The organism is Pseudomonas sp. GM55 (assembly GCF_000282395.1).
Lineage (GTDB): Bacteria > Pseudomonadota > Gammaproteobacteria > Pseudomonadales > Pseudomonadaceae > Aquipseudomonas > Aquipseudomonas fluorescens_CC.
The window spans coordinates 17193-42527 of sequence record NZ_AKJJ01000028.1 but is presented as its reverse complement, the minus strand read 5'-3'; the positions used below and the strand labels follow the sequence as shown (position 1 = coordinate 42527).

Genomic DNA, 25335 nt, shown 5'->3' with positions numbered 1-25335 from the left:
ACCACCCCGGCTTGAGCCGAGGTAGTCTATCGGACGGCGTAAGATTAGAGATAACCCATTTCGGCCAACGACACGCTGCCTTCACGACCCACTACCACGTGATCCAATATCCGGGTACCAACCATGTTGAGGGCGTTCTTGAGGGTAGTGGTCAGGGTGCGATCAGATTGGCTGGGCTCCGGGTCGCCGGAGGGGTGGTTATGTACCAGAATCGCGGCTGCTGCATTGTGTTCCAACGCAATCTTGACTACTTCGCGTGGGTAAACGCTGGCTGCATCTAGCGTGCCTCTAAATATCTCTCTGAAGGCAATAACTCGATGCTTGCTGTCGAGCAGCAGCAGAGCAAAGACTTCGTACTCGTGGTACTGCAGCAGAGTTTGCAGGTGGCTGAAAACCTGCTTCGGCTCAGTCAGTGCCCGGCCTTTAGACAGACGACTCATTGCTAGCTGTTGAGCCATCTGCAGTATGTCGGCCTCAGTGACCGGTGACTCCATGACATAGGTGCCGGATTCTTCTCCAGCCCGAAGTTTGTGATATTTCATGACGGTATTCCTGTACGAATGAGGGGGCACGCTGGGGAGGTTGAGACGGGCGTTACTGGGCCAAATGTCTGCTGTTGTGCTGCGTGGCTTGCGACTCCAGCTTTTGAGCGAGTGAGGGTTTCGCAGGCGCTGCCAGTTGGGCTTTGGGCTCTACAGGGCTGGACTGATCTTCCAGGGCGGGAAAGAACTCCTCGACGACGGCGCCGGTGTCCTCCTCGCTGTCCTCAAAGGCTCCATTGTTAAAGCCCTGCTGGGCAGCATGATCCAAGGCGCTCTGGTCAAAACCGGAGGCTTGCCGGGCTTCGTCCAATTGCTTGGCTTCTAGCAAGCCGTCTTCTAGGCTCAGCCCGCTGCGCACTGTGATGTCCACGTAGAAGATCGGCGTGCCATGGCTCTGGCGGGTGGATTTGCCACGCAGACGCAGCTCCAGCGGTAGACAGGCCAGACGATTGCCGGAGATGGCTTGCAGGTAATGCAGACGCGCTGCCAAGGTACGGATGCTGTTGTAGCCCGTAGTACGGAAGACAAAGCTGCCCAACGGATCGTCATCGCCAATCACCACGTTCAGTCGGCCGTAAGGCTTGCAGGCATTGCCTTGAGCCAATGAACAGCCATCCGGTGAAGGACAGGGCAACGATTGGATGCCGTCCTTGGTCAGGCGCTTGCAGGTCTCACCATTGCCTACGCACAAAGGCCTGCCAGTGTTTCGGTCGAACAAGCTGTAGTCAGCGCGAAAATTCAGATCCGGCTCGTTGAACAGCAGCCGGATCGGAATACTGCGCAACTTGCCGTCCTTGCCATTGCGTAGTTCTTCGTTAAGGGGATGCAGTAACCAGCCGTCACGGCTCTGTACTTGGGATGTCAGGGTGAATTGATCGTCTTTCTCCGGCAGACGTTTGCCGTTTTTCTCGACGACCTTGCCAATGGAAATGCGCCCGAGCACGGGCGGGGTGATAGCCAGACCTTTGAGCATGGGTGTTCTCCTGTAACTGAAATAAAATGCCACCGAGACCGCGCAAACGGCCAAGGTGGCGTTGGAGTGAAAGGGCAAGGGAATAAGGGAAGAGCGAACGAGTGTTCAGGTCAGCAGGAAACGCCGACTGCCGGTTTTGGTGGTCGAGTAGCGCACTTGCAGATAGGGCTTTTCTTTCAGCAGACGCGGGATATCCAGGCTCACGCTGTCTTTGGCTTTCTTCCAAGTAATGCAACCGGTGGCGAAGGTCGCCCGACTGGCATTGCCCATGGCCTGTTGTAACGTTTGCTTGAGTTGGGCTTCCTGCTTTTCCTGCAGAGCAATTGAATCGCGCACGCTCTGCAGTGCGGTAAAGGTCGTACAGAGCAGCATATCCTGGCTGAAGTCCACGCTCTGCCCACTGTCCTGTGGATACAGACACCGCAACGCCTGCTCCGCTGAGGCAGATCCGTCTGCCGGCGGCGGGGTATCACTGACGACGTAATCCCAGAACAGCCGCTCCAAGTCGATCAGCCGAGCAATCAGTGATTCGTCGCGTTCGATACGATGGATTTCCAAGTGCTGACCGCCGAGCAATACCGCAACATCAGCGGCCAGCTTGCCGGTGACGGCAAGCTGGTGCATGACTTGCAACTGCACATACTCGGGCACACCCTCCTTCCAGAGGCGTGCGCCGTTTATGCCGGCGGTTTTGCATTCGAGAATCTGCACTTCTGACGCGCCGATCACCTCACGGTCGATGTTGGCCAGCATCCAGGTCAGGTTGGGATCAGGATGCTGCAGTACCGCATTGACCCGCCGCACCCGGTGACCACTGCGCCGGGTGTAATGTGTTGCGACAATCGGCTCTAGGATGTTGCCCCAGTAAGCCGGGCTCTCCTCATCTTGCGGATCGATCTTGGGTAGTGAGATGTCACGCCCGGTTTTCTCCAGCCACAGCTCCAGCTGGGATTTGTAAGGGTTCAGACCCACGGCAGCGGCGGCATCCGAGCTGCCGATACCTAGTTTGCGCACGGCCAACCAGTCCTCGCGCGGCAGTTGTTTAGTCCCCACCAGACGTAAGGCAGGACGGGGTTTGCTTCTGGGTTGCTGCAGAGTTTGTGTGCCCATGATGTTTTCCTGTGTGGCATAAAAACGCCCGGCCAGCAGAAGCTAACCAGGCGCTTTAATAGTTGAGTAAGTGAGTAGAGCTAGGCGGCGAGTTGCATTGCTGCCTGCAGGGCGCGTTGTTTGATGACAGCCCCTTGGCCAAACCAGGCCGAGTCGATGCGGTACTCAGTGCTTCGGGCACGCCGCTCGTGATCAACGTATTCGGTCACAGCGTTGAGCAAGCCCCAGGCGGTTCCTTGAGCCGACACCAGTGTTGATCCGCGCCCCTGACCTTCATACAGGCCTTGCACTTTGCGCAGCGCCCGCTCGCTAGGAAGTACTGCTGGTAGTGGACTGTTGGGGCTGGCATCACACAATACGTTCATGAAAAACCCCAAGGCCTCATGCCATTGAACCTTGCGTTCAGACAGCATTCGCATTCGGTGCATGAAGTCATCCCATTGCGAGACGGCGATGCCCAGTTGCTTCTTTACAGCTTGCGGATCGAAGCGGGTATTGTGCGGCACCTTAATCGCGCGAGTGGTGCCATCCAGGGCGACGGTCAGCGTGTTGTTACAGACTACGCGCACGGTGGTGGGGGTTGCGGTGGTGGCCAAGGTGCCGTCACAGGAGGTGGCCAGCAGCAAGTAGCCATTGACCTGATCGTTGCCTTTTAAAGCAGTGGTTTGGCCAGTACGGGCCAATGCCCAGAACTTGCGACCGCCCTTTAATACACCAGCAGTTTCCAGTTCGTAGCCAGAGACTTCGGTGAGATCCCGATAGAATTCGAGGACTTCACGGGGCTGCACAACTTGGTATCGGTTGGAGACCACAGACAGCGGCACTTTGGTGTCGGAGCGGTAGAGTACCTTCTGTTCAGGGAAGGTATGAATACTTCCCAGGTGCCCGATGGCATCCGCCTTGAAGTGGACCGGGCTGTCCTGGATCTGCCAGTCCATCCCGGCTTCCCGCTGCCAGATTTCTAAGGGTTGTTTGGGGGAGAGGCGACTGCCCAGACCATGCCAAGGCGTAGCGCCAACGTAAGCCATTTGTTCAACGAGGTGAGCCATGGGAATGATTCCTTGCGAATGAATGGAAAAGAGCGCCGTCTCATCAACAAGCGACGCCTGTTCACAACGGCTTAACGGTTGACGCTGAAGCTGTAACCACAATGCAGGCACTGGTAGTTATTCAGCACCTTGTCATCCATTTGTTCGCCCAGCGTGGACCCGGCTATCCCGCCAGCCACTCCGCCAAACAGCCCCCCGAGAAGAGTGCCAGCAATACTGCCAATAGCGATGCCTATTGGCCCGCCGACCACTCCAAGCACCGCACCGACTTCAGCGCCCGACAGGGCTCCGGCGGCACCACTGGCCGCACCGCCTGCGGCACCAATCAAACCACCTGTTTGCTTACCGATTTTTTTCGTGACGACGCGTCCAGAGTTACAGCTTGGGCAAGGGCTATACATACGCAGATCCTCTGAAGTGATGAGTGTGCTGAGCCAAAAGCAGGCACGCGAAATACCTACCGCAGTTGGTGCGGTGAGCGTTCACAGAGGTGATATAGGTCTGAAATTTTTTTGAATGGGATTTCAAATGGCAATAAGTTGAAATCAGGCGGAAAATCGAGGTCTTCCAGGTGTTAGCCGTGGACCAGGAGCTGGAAATTGAGAGAGCATCGCTGACGTGTCAGTTCAATGAGTCCACCAATACACAAGCGCGTTTTGAATTTGCTCTCTGCATGTCTCGGTATTCCGTGCGACTGCTCGGCACGCTATCTGCTCCACCACAGTGCCGCGCATCAGGGATCAGAGACCACCTACCTCTTCGTGGTCATGACCGGCAGACAACAATCCTTTGCTGCCTTCAGTACGGTGTTCCCGACGGCCGCTCTGCAGCAAGAGCGACCTCAGAGGTCAGGTGTCCTCACCGTTTGACTTTTGTCATGACCCAACGACATCTAGGATGGAAACCTCGTCGCGGGAGTTCAATCAGTCTCGCCCTAGTATGAGTTGGATGTTGGCGTGAATCGCTTTCAGATCCAGTCCCATACCTTCGTGTTCCTCGGTTACCAGTAGAGTCCCAATCCTTCCATCGTCATTTTCAGGCAGCGGCAAAGGAAGAATTTGCGCCTTGCGGTAGGCAGCTTCCTTGCGCTCCCAACGCTTCTTGTAATCGTCATCCGAAAGCATTCCGTTGTGCTCCCAATACCAGACGGTACCGGCGTCTTCGTCTCGTATCGTGAAGTCAGGGAGGCGTTCAACGCCATCCAGAATGAGTGGCTGTTCATACTGGTACTTGATGCCAGCAGCCTTTAGCTTGTCGGCAATGATCCATTCAGACTTTGAGCGGACCAGGTCACCGTTCTCCGTGAGGTAGATCAGCCTCTCATCTAGGAAAACCGACTTGTTTCGTACCTTGATTTCTACTGGCGCAGACGGCGAGAAGAGGTTTGTCATCCGCCTGTTGATTTCCGATGCAGCCTCTTGGCTGAAGTGCATTAAGTCTCTGAAGTCGCCTTGATGCAGGATTATGATCTTGTCCCTCTGGCGCGTCAGAGCGGTGTAGAGCATCTCGCGTGTTAGGTTGCGGCAGGGGTTGGGAATCACCACGAAGGTCTTGTCGAACTCGCTTCCCTGCGTCTTATGCACGGTCAGGGCATAGGCCAGTTCTAGAGGCGGAGTACTTTCCTGCGAGTCGAACTCCCAAGGCTTGTATTTGTAGGAAATTCCGGGCTGTGAAGCCAACTCAACTTCGACTTCGTAGGGCGACCAGCTTTTTACCTTGGTCCTGCGGTGGCCGGTCACGATGCCTATGTCTCCGTTCGCAACGTAGGCGTCATCCTTTTCGGGGTAGGTCTCACGCCTGCTCTTGTTGATGACGTTGATGACCTTGTCGCCATAGATGATTCCCTCTGGGCCCGCAGGGCTTGGGATCTTCTTCGTCCAGCCTGTTTGCGTAGCCATCTTAAGGAAGGACTTCCTGAACTGCTGCTGCAGGGCGCGGTTGATGGCGGTGACACCAGCTTGATGCTGTTTGATCGGCGAAAGGATTTGCCACGCCTCAGCCTTCTTGGACGCTCCTGAGCGATCCTTGTACTGGGTATTGAAAAACATGGTTGAGCCACCGTCGTACTCGGAATAGACGCCGCCCAGGGACTCCTCGAAGGTCACTTCATCATTGATAGACTGCAGCTTCAACTCAGTTTTCAACTCATCGAGCAGCAGCTGGTGTAGCTGATCTGGCCTGTTCCATCGGACCAGCTTAACGAAGTTCGACTTCCCAGACGCTACGGTCTGCCAGATCTCGTCGGCCCCCGCATCTAGTGGCCGGCCGCTGAAGGCATGAGCAAGTAGCACATCGTCGCGAACAACGCTTTCCTCAGCACCTTGGCGCATCGTAACGGTCAGTTCCGCGAAGCAGCCCGCAACGCGGGTTCGCAGGCTGTCGATGTTAGCTGGCATCAATAAATTGACGATGTCCACGTAGGGCCGGCCTGCACCGATCGGCGGTAGTTGCTTCGGGTCACCCACCAAAATCAGCCTATCCACGCTCTCGATCGCATCAAGCAGTGCCGCAAGCTGCTCCTCGGTTAGCATGGAGCATTCATCAATGATGACTGTGGCATGCATAGCCGAGCGGTCGGCATCCTTATTGACGAAGTATCGTCCTGTCTTTCCGTCGTATCGGTCCAATCCATTCAAGAACTGTGCGACCGTCTTTCCTTGGCCGGTCATGCCGCTCGTCTGTTCCAGTCTCACGCGAGCCTTACCTGTGGGTGCGAGCAGCAGGATCCCATTGTTCTTCACACTTTCAATACTGCACAGTGCCTTGAGCAAAGTGCTTTTTCCTGTGCCAGCGGCGCCCATGAGCACCGAGACACCGGCCTTGTAGAGTACCTCCAGGGCTGCCGACTTTTCCTTGCGGGCTGCGAGGTCACGCTTGCTCGGTTTCGACTTGGGGGCACCCTTGTCCTCCGTCGAATCAATAGCTGTGTCGACCAGTGCTGCCCAGTTGTGCTCCCCAATGTTGGCTCTGCGGGACTTGCGCTTGCTGATCTTGGACCTGATCAGTGTTGAGGTCTCGACGTAGCGATCCAACTGGAATGCCTGGAGGTCGTCTTTGGCCGGGATGTTTTCAATCTTGGGTGCCAGACAGTCTTCCATGATCGAAAGCGTATCCATGTCCAGCGGACAGTCGGGCTGCAGCGTACGATCGCGAATCCGTTGAACCACCCACGTTGCCATGAGATAGGTATGACCCTCGGTTCGAGCTGCCTCTTCCAGCGTCAGGAGCATCAACGCGCGTACCCGTCGTTCATCGATGGCTTCGCGCACGAGACTTGGTGCTGGAAGTGGGGATACCGTACGTATCGACTCGGGGGGGAAGATGCCACGATCTGCGATCTCAAAGGCCACCGGATCGGCCTGTAACCGGTCTTCCTCGTAGATCAAGTAGGGATTAGCCAGGATTGCTGCATCGCTCAGATTGATCCCGGCCTTCGTACGTTCCGTCGGCTGATACCAGCGCAAGGCTTGAGCATCGGCCAGATTGAACCGCGCAAGCAGCATCAATAGCGCGCGCCGCTCAGGCGGCAGCTTCTCCCACTTCTTTCGGAGGGTGTCGCCGATGCCATCTCGCAGGTAAGCGGGCAGCCCCTCTGGTTTCTTGAGCGCAGCTGCCAGGGCAAACCAAGTGTCAAACTTCTCATCGCCCTGAATCGCTAGGTACCAAGCTAGCAAGTTGCCATGTGGAAATCCGAATGCGTTCAGGGCTGCACCCAACCCTGGGAAGGCACCACGTACTTCCCAGAGCCGGTTCAGCTCCGCATCGATCCACGCCAGATGCTTGTCCCATGGCTCGTCTGCCAAGTGCAGGCGCATCGTCTTGATGGCTTTCTCGATGGCCAGCAGCGATGAAATGGCACCGTCGTGTGCCAGATGTTCGGTGCCGTAGGAGTAGCTACTAAAGTACTCATCCGGCGCGAATGCAGTGCACGCCGTAAGGTCTATGGTGTCGTCTATCTCCGCAGCCTCCAGCATCTGCTGGTATGGCAGCAAAAAGCCGTCCGAGTCCTTCGGGCGGATCGAATGTTCGATGTTCCGCTCCCAGAGGTAGCCACTGATGTTGTCTTTTGGCTTCTGGCCGTCCGAGTAGTGATACTCAATGGGAGCACTCACTGACTTGACGCGCCCCACTCCAATGATCACGCGGCGAGCATCCTCGACCAATGGCGTGCGCTTGGCATAGAAGAACACCAGCGACTCATTTGGCTTGGCCACGCTGAAAAACGTATCGAGGATGATGCGCTGGTTCGTGCCCTCCTGAACCCAGGTTTTCTTGTCCTTTCCCCAGCCTTCATTTGCAGTGAGATCCGGCTCACGTTCCGCCTGGTAGCCGAGCTGTAGGTTCTCCTTCAGGCTGGGAACGCCCCACTTTTTGTTCCCTTCAACCTGCTCGCGCAACATCCAACGAAACGGGATTCCTGCGGCCGAAAACGGGCGGATCGTGTATGGGGTGTCGGCGAAGTGCCCGTGTGTGGTCTTGGCACTTTCCGCGTAGGGATGCTTCTTTTGCATCGAGAGCGGGAACTTCGCCATGAAGGCTCCATGCTCATCAACGCATGGCGGATGCTGGGAACGATCAAACGACTCAAAGCTTTCGCCAGCATGCAGCATTTCAAATGCGTCGTCGCGACTGGTGGCGATACGCGGAAGCACTGTACAACTGGTGTTAGCGGTGCAACCTTGGCAGAAAGTACCCTTCCAGCCGGAGTCGTGCCAAGGCACCCGAATAGTTAAATGTTGAACAGGCATAACACGTGCGCCTTGAATCACTTCGTATCCCTCGCTGAATGTCTCAATGATGCCGTTATTTAGCCTCGTCAATGCCTAGGGTTGATCGCCACCAGCACCCGATTTTTGCTTGAGTCCACCGTTCGAACGGCTTCGCTTCGAATGATTGAGCGTAGTCTAAACAGATCGATCGGTTGGCCATTTCGGCGGTCCGCTATTGGCAAGAGCAGTCTTAGTATTTGAAAAATACGCCATGGCCGCGTCAGCGATAACATAACGGCGAGGCATCCAAATGAGGGTAAGTGTCTGCCGAAGTCACCTTGCGTAAGCTAGGCTAGCACCCATTTCACCGTGATTGATTGCTCACCAATGGGCAGTTCAATGATCGCTAACGCCTCAGCCGGCCGTTTAGGCGAAGCCCTCAAAGGAACAAGCTCCGGCAGCGCCGCTGCTGACTGATCCCGGTAAAGCGGCAGCCACTTGCGAATGACGTTGGCGTTGATGCCGTGAGTGATGGCAACGCTGGAGATGGTCGCACCAGGTTGCAGGCACTCCTGAACAACTTGGGCTTTGAACGGTTTGGGGTAAGAGCTTCGTTGGCGCATGGAAATCCTGATATTAAGGGCGATCGCGTCTGCTTAAAAATACGCGGATACCATCGCCCTTAATGCTGGAGTTCGGAATGTGTATTGGTTGGACGCTTACTGAAGGAGGTTATGGGGGACGCTGTATTGATTGAATGAATCAAAAAGCGACGATATCCTTTGATCCCGATGATATTTTCCCAGAGTAATAAATTCCTTGATTCTAAATGCTTTAAGTAGCTATCTGCGGGTATTTCTTTCTGTGAAACAGTAGATGGATTTTCGGTATTGGTAGTATGCCTTCATAGCACCTCATCTACCCGAGATCAAAGATCCTTCCAGTGAGTCTAGATAATGAATTAGGCCCATTGAGGCCTAATTGCAAGGAAGCAGCGCAGGACCGTCGGTAAATAAGTACTACCCATGCTGAAGGTATGAACCTAAGCACTGGAGTACCTACATGATCCGTCACCCTGACAACACCAACCTGATCCTTCACAGCGACAGTAGCTTTCAGAACTGGCCTGTTCAAGAGGACAAAGGTCCGTTCATTCAGCAGTATCTGAATCGTCTCCAACAGACGATGCAGTGTGCGTTTGCTCAATACCCGCGAGTGTTTGCCTTCCGAGTCGATCTACGACTGCCTGTGGGGATTCAGCTACCTGAGTACGCGTACACGAATCAGGTCATTGAGCGTTTCATCGAATCCTTTAAAGCCAAGATCCGACATAACCGCAACATAGCTCGCCAATCCAATCCCTATGCCCACGACAGCAAGGTCCGATACGTCTGGGCGCGAGAGCAAGGCCAGCACGGCAAGCCGCACCACCATCTGGCTATCCTGTTGAACTACGATGCCTTCAACTCGCTGGGTAAGTTTGAGCTTGGTAGGGACAACATGTTCAACCGTCTGGTGGAGGCATGGGCAAGCGCCTTGGGCTTATCTGTAGAAGCTGTTAGCGGCTTGGTTGAGATTCCGAGTAATCCTTACTATCACTTAAATCATGACGACATAGTTGGGCAGGCGGTGTTCTTCCGTCGAACAAGTTATCTCTGCAAGTCGACTACCAAAGTGTTTGTGGATGGCAGCCATGGCTTTGGCTGCAGTCGAAGCTAAGTACGACCGCTAGATCACGAAAAAAATAATTGATTGTGTAAGGTAATCGTCTGGCCAACACACCTCACCCCGACGCCAAAGTCGATGGAATCAGGAAGGTGTGCTGGCCGCATACAGAGAGGCATCACCCCAAAACAGAAGTTGGCACTCGCTGTCTGAGCTCTACTTCTGGTAGACACTAAAAATGGTGGGATTACCCCTCCTCAGTTCTTTTTCTATCGGCCATTACGTTCTACAACTCGCATGCCACAGGCCATAGCAGGATCAGGTCGGTGAGTAATGGCTTGCGAAATGGCAGGTTAAGTGTTTCGGCGGCAGCGATGGCATGTTGCCGAGCCTTATCCAACCATAGTTCTATTGCTTCAGGCGCAATGGCGATCGAATCGGATTGTAGTTCGCCTGACGACGATTTCAATCCATTCAATATCTCCAGCACCTCCTCATCCCGCACCAAGCGCAGGATTCCGTTGCTGTTGGCCGTGACGCCCGCTACGACCTGACGCACCTGCCCGGTCTGGCTAGTGACCGCATCCTGAAACCGGAAGAGTGCTAGCGGCGCGCGTCCTTCATCAATTATGGCCAAAGCAGGTTCCCACTCTATAGCCTGAGCGAGGGCTTGATCGAAGGCTTGATGCCCGACGCCGACAATCTTTTTCGCTTCGTCACCATCACGGGGATTCCGGTGAAAGATCAATCCTTCATAGCGGGAGCGGACACCTGGCGATGTCTGCCACGCATCGGGTGTGATGAAGCTAAATACCCCATCTTCCCGATCGGGTCGCCGACGATTACGCACCAGCATGCCATGAAAGAAGGGGATCAGATCCGGAAGATCCTTTTTTGGTACATCATCGAGCTGAGAGAGATCGAAACTTTGGCAGTGCCCTACCAGGTCCGTGACGGTGGAGATCGCCGAACGTCCTCCAAGACTGCGAGTCTTCTCATCAAACCAGTCCGCAAACCTATCGGCATTAACTTGTTGTCCCTCCGAGAACAGTTCATTGAAGAAACGTGGCCCCGCCATACCTAGAACCATCTGCATCAAATCCTCCGGCTCGTCCATAGCGTGCCCCAGCGCTTCCATTATGTGCGTGAGCTTTTGCTCCAGTTTGCCCCAGATCCGTGCCTCCACTGTTCCTGGATTACGGATCGTCACGACTTCCACAGGATGGTGCTGGCCATAGCGGTTGAGCCTGCCCGCCCGCTGGTGCAGTCTCATCGGATTCCAGGGTAAGTCGATATGGATCAGCGTGTGGCACTGCATCTGAAGGTCAATGCCTTCTCCCGCGGCTTCAGTGGAAACCAGGAAGCGGATGCGCCCATCGTTGAAGGATTCAGCGGTTTCCTCACGGCTGGCCGTCCGGGTCACTTCTTGTCCCGACGGCAGGCGTATTCCCTCCAGCCGATCATCACCATTGATGAAACCCACTGAACTCTCCCCAAAGCGTGCCATCAGGGTGGAGACCATCAGGGCTTGAGTGGCTTTATATTCGCTAAACAAAAGGATCGAGCGCCCCGGAAATTTCTCCTCGATGATCGCTCCGATTCGCAGGATTTTGCTCTCATCAACGATGGCGGTTGCTGCTTCAAGCAGTTTCTCTAGGTGGGGAATCTCGTCCTCCATGAGTTTGAACTTGGTCTGGCTCATCCAGTCATCGAAGGCCTTCAACAGGTCCGCGTCCTCCTCCTCGTCTACCCGCGTGATGCCGACTTGCTCGGCACGCATTTTCGTAATGTCCTTTCGAATACGTACCAACCGTGTGCGCAGGGCAGCGCGGATCGCCGCCACCGAGCTTGAGGCTATTTTCTGCATTGCTATCAGTACCAGTGTGACCTGATTGCGGCCGGCCTTGTCCAGCCCTGAAGCATAAGCATTGCCGGCTAAGATGAATCGGGTCAGAAGCTGATAGAACGCTTCCTCTTTCTCGCAATAGCTATAAGTTTCGGGGTGTTGTGTCACTGGCTGAAACAGGCGCTTGCCCGCCATGTCTGTAACCTTTTGCTTTAGGTTGCGTATGAGTACTTGGCGCAGCAGCGGCAATTGTTCCTTCTCCTGCCGAAGAGGGCTGAATGCATCAGGGCGTAGCAGCGCCATAAGTGACCAGAAGCCATAAGGCTTGCCCCGATGGGGCGTGCCACTGAAGAACAGGCAGGACTCGACCTTGTCTTCCGCGACCAGTTTTTCCACCAGTTGGTAGCCCAGTGTCTTGCCGGTCTGCTCGTCGGCATTGAGGTGATGAGCTTCGTCGACGATCAACATGTCCCAGCGTGGCGCATCTAGCAGCCGGTCGTGGCGGCCCTTACGGTCGCTGCGCAGGGTAGGCAGTGAAGCGACAATCTGGTTATGGGTGCTCCAGAAGTCGGCTCTGGGGGTATCGACCTCCGGGCGGTACATGCCCAAGCGGATATCGAACATGGTGCGTAGTCGGTATTGCCATTGCTCTACCAAGGAAGCCGGAGTCAGGATTAGTAGGCGCCTCACTTGGCCGCTGGCGAGCAAGGGCCAGAGTATTAGTCCTGCCTCAATCGTTTTGCCCAAGCCCACATCGTCGGCAATCAGCAGGCGGATTGGCCATTGCCGCAGCGCCCGGTGGCAGACCCAAAGCTGATGGGGCAGCAGGTCTATGCGCGAGCGGGAGAACACCCCCCAAGAGTCATTCAACGATCGGATGGCTGCAGCCTGGGCCCTGAGCACGACGTCGAGCGAAGGAGACCACTGCCCCATGCGGACTGCCTCAACCAGTCCGATGCGGCGTGTGAGGAGCGCAGCCTCACAGGACTCAATGCGGTCGCCGAAACGGACGATGACCGTCTCGCCCTGGTCCACAATTACGCTGCCTGTGCCGAAGCGAGGATGATGAATCTGCTGGTCTGTCGAGAACATAGTGGGCTTCGTGCTCCGTCTTAACCGAACAGCTGGGATTGCAGATCACCGTCCCCGGCGACTATGCGCAGAGGGATGTCATAGGAGTTGTCGAAAGTGGCTCTCTCGACTCCAAGGTGCTCTCGCAGGAGTTTGTAGATTTCTTCCGATGAAACGATCTGATGTCCGAAAGACTCGAATAGATTCCTGGTGCGCTCAATCGGCGCGAAAGCATGAGGGATAGCAACGGGGTTGCGAATGATCTTATGGTGGAGCAGCTCACGCACCACCAAGTGAGCACCGAGTTTCAAGGTGCGGTTGATAGGCGGGGCGTCGATGCCGCCGCCTTGATGTATGGCATTCGTCCTCGGTGTCTGCAGTTGCTCTAGCGAGAAGGGTTTGGCGTACTTGTCTACTGATTTGAATAATTCAACATAATCGTCCATCCAACGAGCGAGTCGATATAGCTTCGGGAATTGGCCGATCCAAAGGAGCCACTTCTCATCGTCATGCTGGCTCTCAGCGTAATCCACGATGATCTGCATCCAGTCGTCTGGCTTCTCCTTTGGGTTCTTCTCCACAATAACTTTCCACCAACCGCGTCGCTGGCAGTATTCAATAAACCCGCGATTCTGATTTTCTGTAGTTTGGCCGATGCTCTGAAAAGCCCCGACAGCGAAAAGAGTCATCCAAGAGGAACGGTCGAACCGACCGGTTTCTGGATCTTCTCTAAAATCAACGATGCCACGGGGATATAGGCTCTCACGATATTCTCTTCCGTAAGCAGCCCCTTCTGGGGAGGACCACCATTCGTGTATCCGGGCCAAAGCAGTAGGCAGTCCTAAGGGAGATCGAAACGTTCTCCCGTACTCATTTCTATCGATTATGAAGGCATGATCGATCTGTTTATCAGTGGCAAGGAGTCGCTTCAGCTCGCTGAGCTCGTCCTGCTGCAAAGCTCCCATCAGTGTCTCGTCATTTAGCGCTTCGGCCAACCAGCCCTGGCCGCGTACTTTCCAACTAACGTCGAGTCGAAGACTGCCTTTGCAGAGGTAGCACACTGCGGCTTTTCTTGCCTCCTCATTTTCAGATGACAGAATCCACTTCGCCACTTCCTCAGCTGGCGCCTCCATGCGCACGCGGCAAAGTAAGAAGAACTCTACCGCGTGGGCGTCGTCATCGCCTGAGTAGTAGTCTTCATGCAGGCGTAGTTGCAATGGCGCGAGACTGTGGCGCAGTGACTCCTCATATTCGATGAAGTTGTCATCGTTGGCGAGCAGGCGCCCAATTTCTGCCCAACTGCCGGCCTGGGTGCGGAACTGAAGTTTTTGCAGTTGCTCCTTCAACTTTCTGTTGTCTGACTGGGATGCGATCGAATCCCGCGAAATGATGCGCCCCAGCACCCGAGCATCCTCTGGCTCAACGCGAGGCGGATCAAACAGGTCGAGAAGCGCCGTTATCCCTAAAGTCGCCGGCTTGGCCATTGCCCCATGCTTAAGGATGGCGCCGACCTCCCGTGATACCAATCCGACGGAGGGATACCTTTGGTTGAAACGCTTCCAGCCAAATAAGAGAGTCAGCACCTCGGACGTGGCAAGTTCGTCCGCCAACTCATATTGGATATCCTTGGCTGAAACAAGCCTTTGGACTGGTATGGGAAGCCCGGTTGGGATTGCCTCTGGCATATCACTGAGGCGTTTCAGCAACCCTAAGGCGGCGGCGCGGGCCAACTCGCCCGCTGCATCGCGTGCCCGATTTAGCCCGCCTCGAGTTAGCAGCTTCCAGAGGCTGAGCCAAAAATCATGTTCGGTGAGATCCGCCGCCAGGTGCAACCGCTCGCGCATCGCCGGCCAATTCGCCCTCGTTTCGACAAAGAGCCTGCTCAGGGCATCCCCCGCTTGAAGCCCGATGTTTGTCGCGAGGCTCAGGTTGCTGTCGCTGTTGCCGGCGAGCCGCCCCCGACCGGCGTCCAGGGAAAAAGCGCCATTGACCGCGAACCCCAGGTGGGCTTGCTCGTGCGTGGGGGCCGTTACCCAGAGAGCTGGAAGATCCTCAGGCAGCGGCCTGCAGCCGTCGGGACCGAGGGCCAGTAGCACGCTGCCGTGAGTACTACGCAGGCAAAGGGCGTCTGTATCCAAGCCCCATGCTATGTCAGTCACTGCAAGCCGACCGCACTCCAACCCAGGGACAACCTCATCCGGGGTCCAATCGAATTCTTCCCTTTCTGCTCTATTAAGAGAGATAAACCGGATGGCGCGGCCGAACACACAAAGGAGGCCGGCAAGCCGGCTAAAGCGTTGCAGGATCTTGTCTGGCTGCGTATTTGGAACCAGCGGCAGCTCAATCAGGGTACCAGGCAACCGTCGCTCGAGGCTGTGCCGGTCCAGGAATTCGCGGGCGGAACTGGAAACCTTCCAAGATTGAGGGAGGATACCAGCGACTACTTCTAACGAGATTCTGCCGCTGACAATGCGCGGCCGGTCGCAGGCCAGTAGTACGCTCTTGAAGCCCAGCCCGAACTTGCCGGTAACGTTTTGGGATTCTTGCTTATCCGAGGCCGACAGGATCAGCATCTTCTCCAAGTCATGGCCATAGCCGCGAGCCTCGCCATCGAAATCCACAGGGCCCCGAGCATTGACGAGGCGCCCCCAGTGAAGGAAACGGAGCGAGTCGCCCTCTGCTTCAACTACCAGTCGTCGGGAGGCGTCCCGGACCTCAATGCCCTCATCGGGAAATGCCTCGATTTGCCCGAGCTCTATGACGGCGTCATCGGCATTTTGGAACAATTCGAAGGGGATGCTCGTCGGATCGTACTGATAATCCATGAGCTTGCTCCGAACCCCACGCAAAACTGTGGTCTGTATCTCCTGATCCTGGTCGATGAGTTCCGCCAGCGACTCCAGTGCCTTGCGCAGAGCCGCACGGGCTTCGGGTGCATCCCTCTGATTCGCTTCCGCTTCCGCTTCGGCCACCTTCCTGCGTTCATTATCACAGGCGCGTAGTGCCTTTTTGATCGCATCGTTGTCTACCGGCAACTGTCTCAGATAAAAGGGTGCGGAGTCTAAAATCAGCCGGCGTGCGACTCCAATTTCGAGTTGGTCTGTGCGATTCAACTCTGTCCACAGTGGGTCCAGACTCGCTGGGTGTTGATTATAGAGGTCGCTATAAAGGCACTCTGTTGTTCCGCGAAGGAGGTCCTTGAGCTCCTCGGGAGTGTGACGAGCTGGATCAATGCGACGAAGGGGAATCTCGACGCCGAATCCCCCACGCCAATTCAGGGGGCCAGCCAGCAGATTGAGGGGCTGCGTGTTCAACGGTACACGTCGAGGCTCACCCAACAAGTTCAGAGCCTCGACGTGCGTACCTTTGACCACCCGAACCGCCGCTCCGATGAGGTCTAGGGCTTGGGCGACCGTTCGGCCTCCCATCCACTCCAGTCGGGCCGTATCATCGGCCCCCGGATCTCTCCAGGGCAGTTGCTGCTTTAACCAGTTAAAGCTATGGGGGTATAGCCAGGTCTCCGCCAACTCACGTGTACTTTGGCCTAGCAGACTTACCAGTGCGCCGAGCATGGGGGCGGGCACCAGACCACTGTCCCAGGGTTGAAAGAAGTTCTTCAGCAGATTTGGGGTTGCTTTTCGCGCTAGGTTGAACCTGGCACTAGTACCTCCAGGGGATGTGAACTCGCTGCTGGGGCGGTTTTCCTGAAGCACCACGGCGCTGAGAATTTGCGTTTGTTGCTTGTCCAACAGAAATGCTGCGTCCACTCCGTGAGCACCGGCGCACAAATCATTCGCCGGACGCCACTCTTTGTTCTGGTTAGCTAGGTGCAGCCCTTTAAGGATGCTGGAGGCGATGTCGGGTGGGGTGATGTATTGGTATAAGTATTGGTCGTACGTCGCCTTTAGTACATCCCAGTGGTCGGTTTGGGTCGTGAACCAATTCAACACTTCAAACAGCCGCTCACGAGTCAAAGGGCGGGCGATGCCCGGCCGCAAGTGCTTCCACGCCGTCTCCACATTAAGTGGTAGCTGAGCCGCCTGGTGTAACAGTCGCCAGCCCGGAAGCCGCTCGCATTTGCGGAGCAGTGCGACCTTCTCCTTGCCAGGTTCTCCAGGCCATGTGCCGATGTGATACTCAGGCAAATCTTCAAGTAGTAGCGCCAATCGCGCGAGCCCATCTTCATCCTTGGCGATGGCAAGCGCTCTAAGCTGATCAAAGCCAGGCTGCTCAAGTAGCTCTGGTGAAAGGTCGGCCTCTGCTGCGAAACACGGCCCGTGGCGGGCCCGGTGCGCGGCAACTAGCCGCTGCACCTCTTCCTGGATGTGGGGGATGTCAATCAAATCCTCTGGTTTGACCGGAATTCCTTGCCGGGTTGGCAGCCAAGCTACGCAGTAAAGCTCGTTAGGAACTGGGTTACCTACTAGATGCACCAAGGCGTCTAAAATCACCCGCCAGTGTTTGAAAGGCTCGGCAGTGCCGAGGGCAATCTCAATCCGGGCGCTGTAGTTGAAAGGTTTGAGCCATTTTTTCTGCTGGTCTGCGACCACTGGGTGGCGACTGAATGCTATGAGCGTTGCCTCGCGGCTCAGTGCGTCTTCAGGAGATTCTCCGTCAGGGGTGTAGTAGGTCCGTTCCCCGGTAGCCGATGCCAGCTTGCCGTCGCATCTCATGTGTAACGGTAGATTCTTCCAGAGGTTCTCATCCTTGATATGGGCGAGAATCTCGTCTCGTTCGTCGCTACTGAAATCGCCGGGATCGCCGATGCTCTTATCGAGTCGTTGGAGCTCACCAATTAGGTTCTGTGCGTCGACTTCCTTGATGCCCGCCGGACTCCAGCTGCCGCGCGAAATGATATCGGCCAGACGTCCATCGATCAGGCTCCACTGCCTGCTCTCGCCCTGAACTTTTCCCCACAGCTTGGCCCACGCAGGATGCTGCTCATGACCAGGAATCCACAAAGGCGAGTCGTCGTCGGCCCGATGGGCCTGAGAACCATGCAACAGATAGCGAAACCCTCGCCTCGCGCTGGCGTCTGCAGTCGCGTCGTTTGCCTTTTCCAGAAGTGCGCGGCGGTGAGCAATGGTTCCCAGTGCGCCTGTGGTTCTACCCACTGATACCAGGCATGCGCGCCTGTCATCAGCCCGGGGAGGTTCCAGCTCCCCAGGAAACAGATCCCTGTAAATCTCGGCGCGGACCACATAGACCTCTGCGGTAGGCAGAGCCTGAACCAGTAGAGGCATTAAACCGAGCCTGTCCTCTTCTCGGGCGCCAGAGGCGAAACCGAACAGGGATCCACTGCCTCGTACCCGTTCGATATCCTGGAACGAAACCGCGCGGTCGCGACCGGTACGAACGTCGCGCACTGCGAGAACTCGCAATTGGCTGTGGGTCCGTACAAATCTCCCGCGTGTATCATTGTCGAGCGATTTGAGTAGTCCCTGAGCAAAGTTGAGGATGGCAGATAGCTCGGCAGATGCAGGAGACAGGTCCAGCGCTTGATCGACGATACTTAGCCACTTGGTCAGGATATCCCCGTCAGGAACAGCAGTGCCCGGAGACTCGTCGGGGTCCAACTCCTTGGGTACCAGGAGGACTGGTGAATCTATTGACCAAAGGCGGGCAGTGAGATCGTCCGGGAGCGTCTCTGGGATAGAACTGCGATACTGACTTGGTATGAAAGTTACTAATTGGCGAATTGCCGCACCGTGGCGCCCCAGTTTCTGCAAGCCGGCGTGCTGGAAGCCCTCTTGTATGATCCCAATTATCCGACTTCTCAGCAGCTCTGTACCTTTGTAAGGGGCGGCGCAATTGTGCAAAAACTGCGACAGATAATGGATGCGCGGCGCCTCGCTGAAGACATTGGGAACATTAGCGAGCAAATCTTGGATCTCGTCCTCTCGCCATTGGGGCTCCTCTGCAACCAATCTAGCGGCCTCTCGGTCAAACGGCAGAATTTCTAGTCGACTGAGGTTCGGGAAGACGTCCCAAGGACGTTGGGGGACGGATGGAGGTGGAGCCGGCAGAGGCCGAAGGCGATTTATGCAATCAGCCTCAATGCGTTTCCATGTTGGCTTGGCTCCGTGTTCCAGCATTTTCACCCAGGCAGCTCTGCCGCAGACAAATTTGCGGAAGCGAATGAGCGACTGTGTATTGGCGAGTGAGCTCGTGAGGGCTTCGCACTGCTTCTCGGTAAGCTGGGATGAGTTGACGTAGTGTTCTAAGGCTGGCAGGACTAGCGGTAGAAGCACACTTTGGGTGAGGTGTTGATTCCAGGTCGTACGAAGCATTGCGTCGTCGATGGCGTTGTTTGGGAGGGGCTTCGGACTCTCGTCGAGATGTTCGAAACCATGAATCCCCTTACGCCCGGCATCAATGAAGAATTGCCCATGAAGTACCAGGTGACGATGCAGCTTCCCTGATTTGTCGCGACGTATGTTTCGATCATGTTCCAGCGGTAGAAACACGGCCCATTCGATGTCCAGTCCTCCGTTGGAGTCATCGCCGTCACAAAACACTGCGGCAGCTTCGGGGCGTGCCTTGTCCGGGGTTTTGCATTCGTGCCCTAATTCGTTGCGATACCAGGTATGCGGCCATTCAGGAAGTTTCTTTAGACGGGAGAAGATGTCGCCGTGCTCTTGGCTTTCCCGCCGAGCACCTGCGAACCTCAGATCTATTTCGCTCCCGCTAATTGCTATTACCCCATTGGCTTTCCAGTCGGTTTCGCACCCGGAACCCAGAGAATGCGTAGTGGGCAGCAGCCGCAAATCAGCCTTGAGTTGCACCACAAAAGGATAAGATCCAGTGCGATGTTCGATCCGCTCCAAGTGATGGAGTAGGGGCATTATCTGAGCCACCTCCACCTGTAAGCTGGGCTTTTCGAGAAAGGCAAGATCTTGGCTAGGATCGTCTCCGGGAAAGCGAGCGATAATCGAGCCGGTTTCTCCCTGAGCATCGTACAGGTGACGCTTTTTCCGCAGGGGAATCCACAATAAAAACCACTCCGAGGTACTGCCCGCTCCTGTGGCTGGTCGCAGTTCTCGGATAACCGTCTCTAATCTCGTCCAGTCGACCTCGTCCGTATTGTCCCAATCTGAGTGAAGGGTACTCGCCTCACGCTTCCAGGGCGTCAATCCTTCCTGGTGACGGTGTCGGCCATCCCACGCTAGGTAAAAAAAAGCCTCACAGAGATGAAAGACGCTCTTCATGCCTAGACCGAATTTGCCGATGCTCTCACTGTTACCGGCCTTGGTGTTGATGCCAAAGGAGCGCAAAGCCTCGGAGTCACTTGCTTTGAAGTTCCCGTCGTTGAAGAACCACAGTGCGGGCCCTTGCAAGAGCGGGTGTTTCGCGTCTGGGAAGCCAGGATGACTCCCGAAGACGAAGTCCCGCGCGTTAGCGTCGTCGGCGTTTTGGATTAGCTCTTTCAGGATCGGGAAACCGCTGTCGTAGCGGTCACGCAGGTTGTCCGCAATTAGGTTAACGAAGTTTGTGGCGAAGCCCTTCATATCTTCTCGTCCCTAGCTCTGCACATCTGGAGTGAAGTGGCATGACCTTTTTTACTTTCGCGGAACTTCCTCGATGTTCAAACCATAGGCGACGATTGCCCAATTTGCCCGCCTCAGCGGCGAGGTCACCCGATAGCCTCAGCAGCCCCTGAAAGTGATAGTCGGGTCGAAGCTCGGATTACTCTGGTGGGTAGCCTGTAGCCATCCTTCGGTTATGCCCACCAACAGGACAATGCCTACTGTGGCATCTTTGGTCAGGATGGCGCCGGATTCACAACAAACAGTGTTTAATCATTGTTCATAGTCCAAATCGAATTGAGGTAGCCATCGCGGCGTGAGCTTGTGCAAGTAAATAGTTGAAGGTACGGCGCTGAAGGAGCTGCGGTACGATTTTTTGTAAGAGGGGGTAGCTATCCTGCGCAGATGGTTCAGCTCCCGCTTTGTTCAGGCAGCAGGCTGAAAAGCCATAGCGCTGCGAGGACAGCCAGCAACAGAGCTGGGAAGCGCCACATCAAGGCCAGTAACAAAACGGCTGCGATGCAGCCTGCAAGAACCCCGGTGAAGGCGAATATTGAAGTTAGAGCGCGTAGGGTGGCCATGTAATTTATTCCTGTAACCGTTTAATAATATTGAGCTCTGGCTGAGAGCGGAAGAGTTCCGGAAGGAGGTGCTAGATGCCCCCGGATACTAAGCAGATAGAGCGTATCCTTTGGCGTGCGGTCATCCGCCTCTTTTATGCTGACTAACAATTTTGTCCTTGTTGTTTAATGGATTTTCTTTCATAGAGCTCACCTTGCGTGTTTAGAGAACCCCGGTCAGCGCGAGACTGACCGGGCTCTGTGGATTGAGAAAAATAGAGGCGGTCATGCAACCAGTTGCAGGGCAGCGTCCAGAGCACGTTGTTTGATCTGCGCCCCCTGGCCGAACCAAGCCGAGTCCAGGCGATACTCTGTACTGCGTGCTCGGCGTTCATGGTCAACGAACTCGGTCATGGCATTGAGCAATCCCCAGGCGGTGCCATTGGCTGATGCCAAGGTGGCGCCTCGTCCATGCCCTTCGTACAAGCTTTGCACTTTGCGCAGGGCGCGTTCGTTGGGCAGCACTTCCGGCATCTGGGCAGTGGGGCTGGTTTCGCATAGTACGCTCATGAAAAATCCCAGTGCCTCATGCCACTGCACCTTGCGCTCGGCCAGCGCGCCCATTCGGTACATGAAGTCGTCCCATTGCGAGACAGCGATGCCGAGTTGCTTTTTCACTGCTTTAGGATCGAAACGTGTGTTATGAGGCACCTTAATCGCATGGGCAGCGCCGTCCAGGGCGACAGTAAGGGTGTTGTTGCAGACTACACGTACGGTGGTTGGCGTTGCCGTCGTGGCCAGGGTACCGTCGCAGGACGTGGCCAGCAGCAGGTAACCGTTGACCCGATCATTGCCTTTGAGCACTGCTTTTTGTCCCGTGCGCGCTAGCGCCCAGAACTTGCGACCGCCCTTTAATACACCAGCAGTTTCCAGCTTGTAGCCGGAGACTTCGGTGAGGTCCCGGTAGAACTCCAGCACCTCCCGTGGCTGCACAATCTGATAGCGCTGAGATACCACTGAGAGCGGCACTTTAGTGTCGGAGCGGTAGAGCACTTTCTGTTCGGGGAAGGTGTGGATGGTGCCCAAGTGGCCAGCGGTGCCCGATTGGAAATGAACCGGGCTTTCCTTGATCTGCCAGTTCATGCCGGCTTCACGTTGCCAAATTTCGATGGGCTGTTTTGGGGGAAGGTTGTTACCCAGACCGTGCCATGGGGTGGTGCCGACATAGGCTATTTGTTCGATTTGATGAGCCATGGTTGTTATTCCTTATTGGGGCGAGCAGGCGTAAGCGCAGCACAGCAGACTGTAGGGGGGAGGTTCGCTCAGGTTGTGTGATAAAGCTGGCTGAAGTGATAGTCGTCACTCAGCCAGAGGCTATCTGCCAAGACACGATTCGCCGAAGTAGTGAGCGATTGAACACCGACCTGCTGACGGTTAACGCGGTTAGCCAGGTGGTCGTGGAGTGTGCTGGACAACACGTCCAGCGCAATGCGGAGTGGATCGGCCAGCAAGCCTGCGGTCGACACGAGCGGGTTGCCGAGTGGTGGGCGCCCGAGACTGCGGAGAGTGATGCAGAGTGGAACGATGGCGCAGGCGATTTTCACAGCGGCAGCGAGCGGAAAGGTCTTGGGGGGAGAGTATTTGAAGCACTGTAATGACATGGTTTGGGGTTCCATGAGTGGGTTCAGTGCAGTGATATAGATGTGAAAGAAAGTGCAATCGAGAGACTAAGGGGGGGAAGGGCAAAAGTTGGTACCCACCACCAGGAAGTTAGTTCCCAGCACCTCCTGTGCTCGGTTAGGGCGAGAAAGAACAGTCTTCAAACCATGCATCTAAGTGCTGTCAAGCATAAAATGCGCGCATGTGACAGATTTCTGCATGCAGGCGCAAATGCACCGCATACCTACATTTGCCAAACTAATCCTACGTTCAGGCAGGTCTGGAGAGACGAAATGGCAGATAGAAATCGTGTGCTGAAAGTGTTACGCATCAGGCAGGTACAGGAGCGGACAGGGCTAAGCCGGTCGACGATTTATGATCGATTGAATCCGCGTTCGCCACGCTATGACTGTACCTTTCCTAAGCCCATGAAAATTGGCTTGTCGGCCATCGGTTGGCTAGAAAGCAGCATTAATGAATGGATTGAAAGTTGCTTCGCTGCGTAGTGGATCTTCGACAATGGTCAGGATGTCCTCGGTGGCATGCATTGAATATTGTGGTATTAAAAATACACTAACTTTTCGGAGTTGATAATGAGCTTTCTGTTCTGTGTCTCGGTCTCTGTAAGGGGTTGAGGGATCTTTGTTGTCTAAATATTAATGGAGTTTATAATATATCAATATGAAGTGAATATATTTAAGTGTTGCGTGTGATGCGACCAAGTAGGTCGATGTAATGGCTCTTGTTGAAATAATTTAGAGTGTGTGGGGGGTTCCAGTGGATGAAGATAGGAAGCTTGTCGAAAGCTATTTTTTGATAGAGGGCTACGATCGAACAAGAAGCGGAGACTTAGTGTCAGGTGTTGAGTATGATCGCAGGGTTGGTCTGGCTCTTAAGATACTTCCATTGGTTCGAGAGGTAATCGCCTCTGATGAGGGATTGTTTTCGATTGATTCGGATGATGATCGTTGGGATGAACTCAAGTCGACGTTACTAGGTCGACGTTTCCTCAGGTATATCCGCAATGAGTATTTGGAAATCGCTGATAATGCGGAATATTGCCTGAATCCCTATTTTGAGGTCTTCAGCTCATGTGTTAATAGGTACGATTTACTTAATAATATTGGCTTGATTGACAGTGTGTGGGGAGGGCGCGTAAAGGAAGTTGTGCGCGTGCTCAATGCTTGCGTAGACGATATAAGGCGCGAGGTTAAGAGTGTTGCGTTCAAGAAGCGACTTAAGAGTTATCGACGATCCGTAACGGAAAACTACAAGGAACTGAGTTCATATGTGAACGATCTGTTCGATCTCCATGCGCGCATGCTAGTGCTGAGAGTTGATTTAAGTTACCTGAAGACGTTTCGTGGAGAGGGTGGTATCACTTTCGATGATGCCTGGCAGCATCGCAGCAGTCTGCTGAAGGATCTGAATAAGGGGGGCTTTGGCCATCTATTGGGCTATGCATGGAAACTTGAAAAAGGGGAGCGCAAAGGCTTGCACTACCATCTGCTCTTGTTTTTTGATGGGGCGCAGGTTCGACAAGATGTCGTGCTTGCTCGGATGATCGGTGAGCACTGGAATACGGTAGTCACCGAAGGGCGCGGGAGCTATTACAACTGTAATGCTTCCAAGGGGAACTACGAGCGCTGTGGAATTGGTATGGTATCTCACACCAATGTGCTGGCGCGCGAAGGGATAAGGGAAATCGTCTTATACATGACCAAGCTCGATGAATACTTCAAGCTATCAGTGCCAGGAGTCAGATGCTTTGGAAAGAGCATGCGTCCGAAAAAACCTTCCATACGCCGTGGAAGGCCACGAGTAGTGGCCTGATACTGTGTCCTTGCTCATTGATTATTAGGGTTCGTCAGCCAATCGTACGAGTATTTTTCATACGTCTGGCGAACCATGTCTTGAGGTTCACCTTTTTTCGCTTTTTTCTTGTCGTACCTGAGCCAGCGCCTGACTGCGGATTCAAGCTCTTCGGGCTCTACTAGGCGAAAGCGTTCCCCACCTAGTGTCTTTAAACTTTGGAGAGTGATGTTCTTAAGTGGTCCGATGATGGCATTCCAATGCCTCCTTCTCGCTTTTCCATCCGCCAGAAGAAGGGTAGGAGAGTAGTTTGACAACCTCCTTGCGCTCAGGGTCATGTATCGAATGTCTTGAACGGGCGGCTTTGCTGCAATGTTTGCTCAGTACCTCCTCCTCATCTACTCCTAGATATGTACTCAGAATCCCGAAGGTCAATCCGGCTTGGTAGTTTGCCTGCGCAATAAACGACCAGGCAGCATTTTCATCACATTCTCTTTGTTTAATTTTTGCGAGTTCCGTGTAAACGCAGGCATGATGAAAATGGCTTTTGTAAGGAGCTCTTATTTTGCTCTGGATGGTATGGTTATCTTGTTCTTGATCGATGGTCTCAGTATTGATGGTGCCATCCATGATGGCTTGGTGTATACCTGACATGTGTCCCGATAGGTCAAACTTTGATTCTAGTCGGTGGAATAATAAACTCAATATGCCAAGTGTCTTCTCGATTGTGGAATTCAAGTTATGGGTTTCAAAATTTTGATCACGGACTGGCATGTTCTTCCTTAGATTTTTTGGCGGTGATTTACTGGTTTA

Annotated in this window: 16 protein-coding genes; 3 read left to right on the top strand and 13 right to left on the bottom strand. The window is 54.7% G+C overall.

Annotated elements, in window-relative coordinates:
• Positions 1 to 44: 44 nt before the first annotated feature.
• The 7 genes from radC to PMI31_RS03750 all read right to left on the bottom strand — a co-directional run bounded on the left by radC (position 45) and on the right by PMI31_RS03750 (position 9006).
• Positions 45 to 542, bottom strand: a complete 498-nt coding sequence (gene radC, locus PMI31_RS03780; protein WP_008016347.1) for a RadC family protein — start codon at positions 540 to 542, stop codon at positions 45 to 47.
• Positions 543 to 594: 52 nt separating this feature from the next.
• Complete coding sequence (locus tag PMI31_RS03775; RefSeq protein ID WP_008016346.1) at positions 595 to 1515, bottom strand: recombination directionality factor; 921 nt, start codon at positions 1513 to 1515, stop codon at positions 595 to 597.
• Between the two features lie 105 nt (positions 1516 to 1620).
• A complete protein-coding gene (locus tag PMI31_RS03770) occupies positions 1621 to 2625 on the bottom strand; it encodes a YqaJ viral recombinase family nuclease (protein WP_008016345.1) in 1005 nt (334 codons plus the stop codon).
• Positions 2626 to 2705: 80 nt separating this feature from the next.
• Entirely contained in the window at positions 2706 to 3674 is a 969-nt protein-coding gene (locus tag PMI31_RS03765; protein ID WP_008016342.1) for a DUF932 domain-containing protein, read from the bottom strand.
• 71 nt (positions 3675 to 3745) lie between these two features.
• Positions 3746 to 4075: a hypothetical protein gene (locus PMI31_RS03760; RefSeq protein ID WP_008016340.1), complete on the bottom strand. Its 330-nt coding sequence runs from the start codon at positions 4073 to 4075 to the stop codon at positions 3746 to 3748.
• A gap of 522 nt (positions 4076 to 4597) precedes the next feature.
• On the bottom strand, positions 4598 to 8422 hold the full coding sequence (locus tag PMI31_RS03755) for an AAA family ATPase (RefSeq protein WP_202949432.1): 3825 nt from the start codon (positions 8420 to 8422) through the stop codon (positions 4598 to 4600).
• Positions 8423 to 8730: 308 nt separating this feature from the next.
• Positions 8731 to 9006, bottom strand: a complete 276-nt coding sequence (locus tag PMI31_RS03750; protein WP_008016336.1) for a transposase — start codon at positions 9004 to 9006, stop codon at positions 8731 to 8733.
• A gap of 439 nt (positions 9007 to 9445) precedes the next feature.
• Here PMI31_RS03750 and PMI31_RS03745 point away from each other — a divergent pair, with 439 nt between their 5' ends.
• Entirely contained in the window at positions 9446 to 10102 is a 657-nt protein-coding gene (locus PMI31_RS03745) for an inovirus Gp2 family protein (RefSeq protein ID WP_008016335.1), read from the top strand.
• Positions 10103 to 10334: 232 nt separating this feature from the next.
• On the opposite strand, the gene PMI31_RS03740 is transcribed toward PMI31_RS03745, so the two are convergent.
• The 5 genes from PMI31_RS03740 to PMI31_RS30690 all read right to left on the bottom strand — a co-directional run bounded on the left by PMI31_RS03740 (position 10335) and on the right by PMI31_RS30690 (position 22727).
• Positions 10335 to 12986: a DEAD/DEAH box helicase gene (locus tag PMI31_RS03740; protein ID WP_043302180.1), complete on the bottom strand. Its 2652-nt coding sequence runs from the start codon at positions 12984 to 12986 to the stop codon at positions 10335 to 10337.
• A 20-nt stretch (positions 12987 to 13006) separates the two neighbouring features.
• Positions 13007 to 20473 carry a sacsin N-terminal ATP-binding-like domain-containing protein gene (locus PMI31_RS03735; RefSeq protein ID WP_008016333.1) on the bottom strand — a complete coding sequence of 2489 codons (7467 nt, stop codon included), beginning with the start codon at positions 20471 to 20473 and terminating at the stop codon, positions 13007 to 13009.
• Positions 20474 to 20901: 428 nt separating this feature from the next.
• On the bottom strand, positions 20902 to 21072 hold the full coding sequence (locus PMI31_RS31025; RefSeq protein WP_008016332.1) for a hypothetical protein: 171 nt from the start codon (positions 21070 to 21072) through the stop codon (positions 20902 to 20904).
• 264 nt (positions 21073 to 21336) lie between these two features.
• Positions 21337 to 22305: a DUF932 domain-containing protein gene (locus PMI31_RS03730; protein ID WP_008016331.1), complete on the bottom strand. Its 969-nt coding sequence runs from the start codon at positions 22303 to 22305 to the stop codon at positions 21337 to 21339.
• A 68-nt stretch (positions 22306 to 22373) separates the two neighbouring features.
• Positions 22374 to 22727, bottom strand: a complete 354-nt coding sequence (locus PMI31_RS30690) for a hypothetical protein (RefSeq protein ID WP_157213258.1) — start codon at positions 22725 to 22727, stop codon at positions 22374 to 22376.
• A 150-nt stretch (positions 22728 to 22877) separates the two neighbouring features.
• Between PMI31_RS30690 and PMI31_RS31685 the strand changes: the two genes are divergently transcribed.
• Together PMI31_RS31685 and PMI31_RS29420 are read left to right on the top strand one after the other, a co-directional pair.
• Positions 22878 to 23216, top strand: coding sequence for a helix-turn-helix transcriptional regulator (locus PMI31_RS31685; RefSeq protein ID WP_338010031.1), 339 nt, complete (start codon positions 22878 to 22880; stop codon positions 23214 to 23216).
• 271 nt (positions 23217 to 23487) lie between these two features.
• Positions 23488 to 24543 carry a YagK/YfjJ domain-containing protein gene (locus PMI31_RS29420; protein WP_052037641.1) on the top strand — a complete coding sequence of 352 codons (1056 nt, stop codon included), beginning with the start codon at positions 23488 to 23490 and terminating at the stop codon, positions 24541 to 24543.
• Positions 24544 to 24756: 213 nt separating this feature from the next.
• Here the strand turns inward: PMI31_RS29420 and PMI31_RS03715 are convergent, their stop codons facing one another.
• Positions 24757 to 25296 (bottom strand): hypothetical protein, encoded by a 540-nt coding sequence (locus tag PMI31_RS03715; RefSeq protein ID WP_008016326.1) that lies wholly within the window; start codon positions 25294 to 25296, stop codon positions 24757 to 24759.
• Between the last annotated feature and the right edge of the window lie 39 nt (positions 25297 to 25335).

What these genes read in the sequence shown, in the direction of transcription:
- PMI31_RS03715 (WP_008016326.1), bottom strand. Translation starts at nt 25,296, where the DNA reads ATGCCAGTCCGTGATCAAAATTTTGAAACCCATAACTTGAATTCCACA.
- PMI31_RS03730 (WP_008016331.1), bottom strand. Translation starts at nt 22,305, where the DNA reads ATGGCTCATCAAATCGAACAAATAGCCTATGTCGGCACCACCCCATGG.
- PMI31_RS03775 (WP_008016346.1), bottom strand. Translation starts at nt 1,515, where the DNA reads ATGCTCAAAGGTCTGGCTATCACCCCGCCCGTGCTCGGGCGCATTTCC.
- PMI31_RS03755 (WP_202949432.1), bottom strand. Translation starts at nt 8,422, where the DNA reads ATGCCTGTTCAACATTTAACTATTCGGGTGCCTTGGCACGACTCCGGC.
- PMI31_RS03760 (WP_008016340.1), bottom strand. Translation starts at nt 4,075, where the DNA reads ATGTATAGCCCTTGCCCAAGCTGTAACTCTGGACGCGTCGTCACGAAA.
- PMI31_RS31025 (WP_008016332.1), bottom strand. Translation starts at nt 21,072, where the DNA reads ATGGCCACCCTACGCGCTCTAACTTCAATATTCGCCTTCACCGGGGTT.
- PMI31_RS03765 (WP_008016342.1), bottom strand. Translation starts at nt 3,674, where the DNA reads ATGGCTCACCTCGTTGAACAAATGGCTTACGTTGGCGCTACGCCTTGG.
- PMI31_RS31685 (WP_338010031.1), top strand. Translation starts at nt 22,878, where the DNA reads ATGCATCTAAGTGCTGTCAAGCATAAAATGCGCGCATGTGACAGATTT.
- PMI31_RS03750 (WP_008016336.1), bottom strand. Translation starts at nt 9,006, where the DNA reads ATGCGCCAACGAAGCTCTTACCCCAAACCGTTCAAAGCCCAAGTTGTT.
- radC (WP_008016347.1), bottom strand. Translation starts at nt 542, where the DNA reads ATGAAATATCACAAACTTCGGGCTGGAGAAGAATCCGGCACCTATGTC.
- PMI31_RS30690 (WP_157213258.1), bottom strand. Translation starts at nt 22,727, where the DNA reads ATGGAACCCCAAACCATGTCATTACAGTGCTTCAAATACTCTCCCCCC.
- PMI31_RS03740 (WP_043302180.1), bottom strand. Translation starts at nt 12,986, where the DNA reads ATGTTCTCGACAGACCAGCAGATTCATCATCCTCGCTTCGGCACAGGC.
- PMI31_RS03745 (WP_008016335.1), top strand. Translation starts at nt 9,446, where the DNA reads ATGATCCGTCACCCTGACAACACCAACCTGATCCTTCACAGCGACAGT.
- PMI31_RS03770 (WP_008016345.1), bottom strand. Translation starts at nt 2,625, where the DNA reads ATGGGCACACAAACTCTGCAGCAACCCAGAAGCAAACCCCGTCCTGCC.
- PMI31_RS03735 (WP_008016333.1), bottom strand. Translation starts at nt 20,473, where the DNA reads ATGAAGGGCTTCGCCACAAACTTCGTTAACCTAATTGCGGACAACCTG.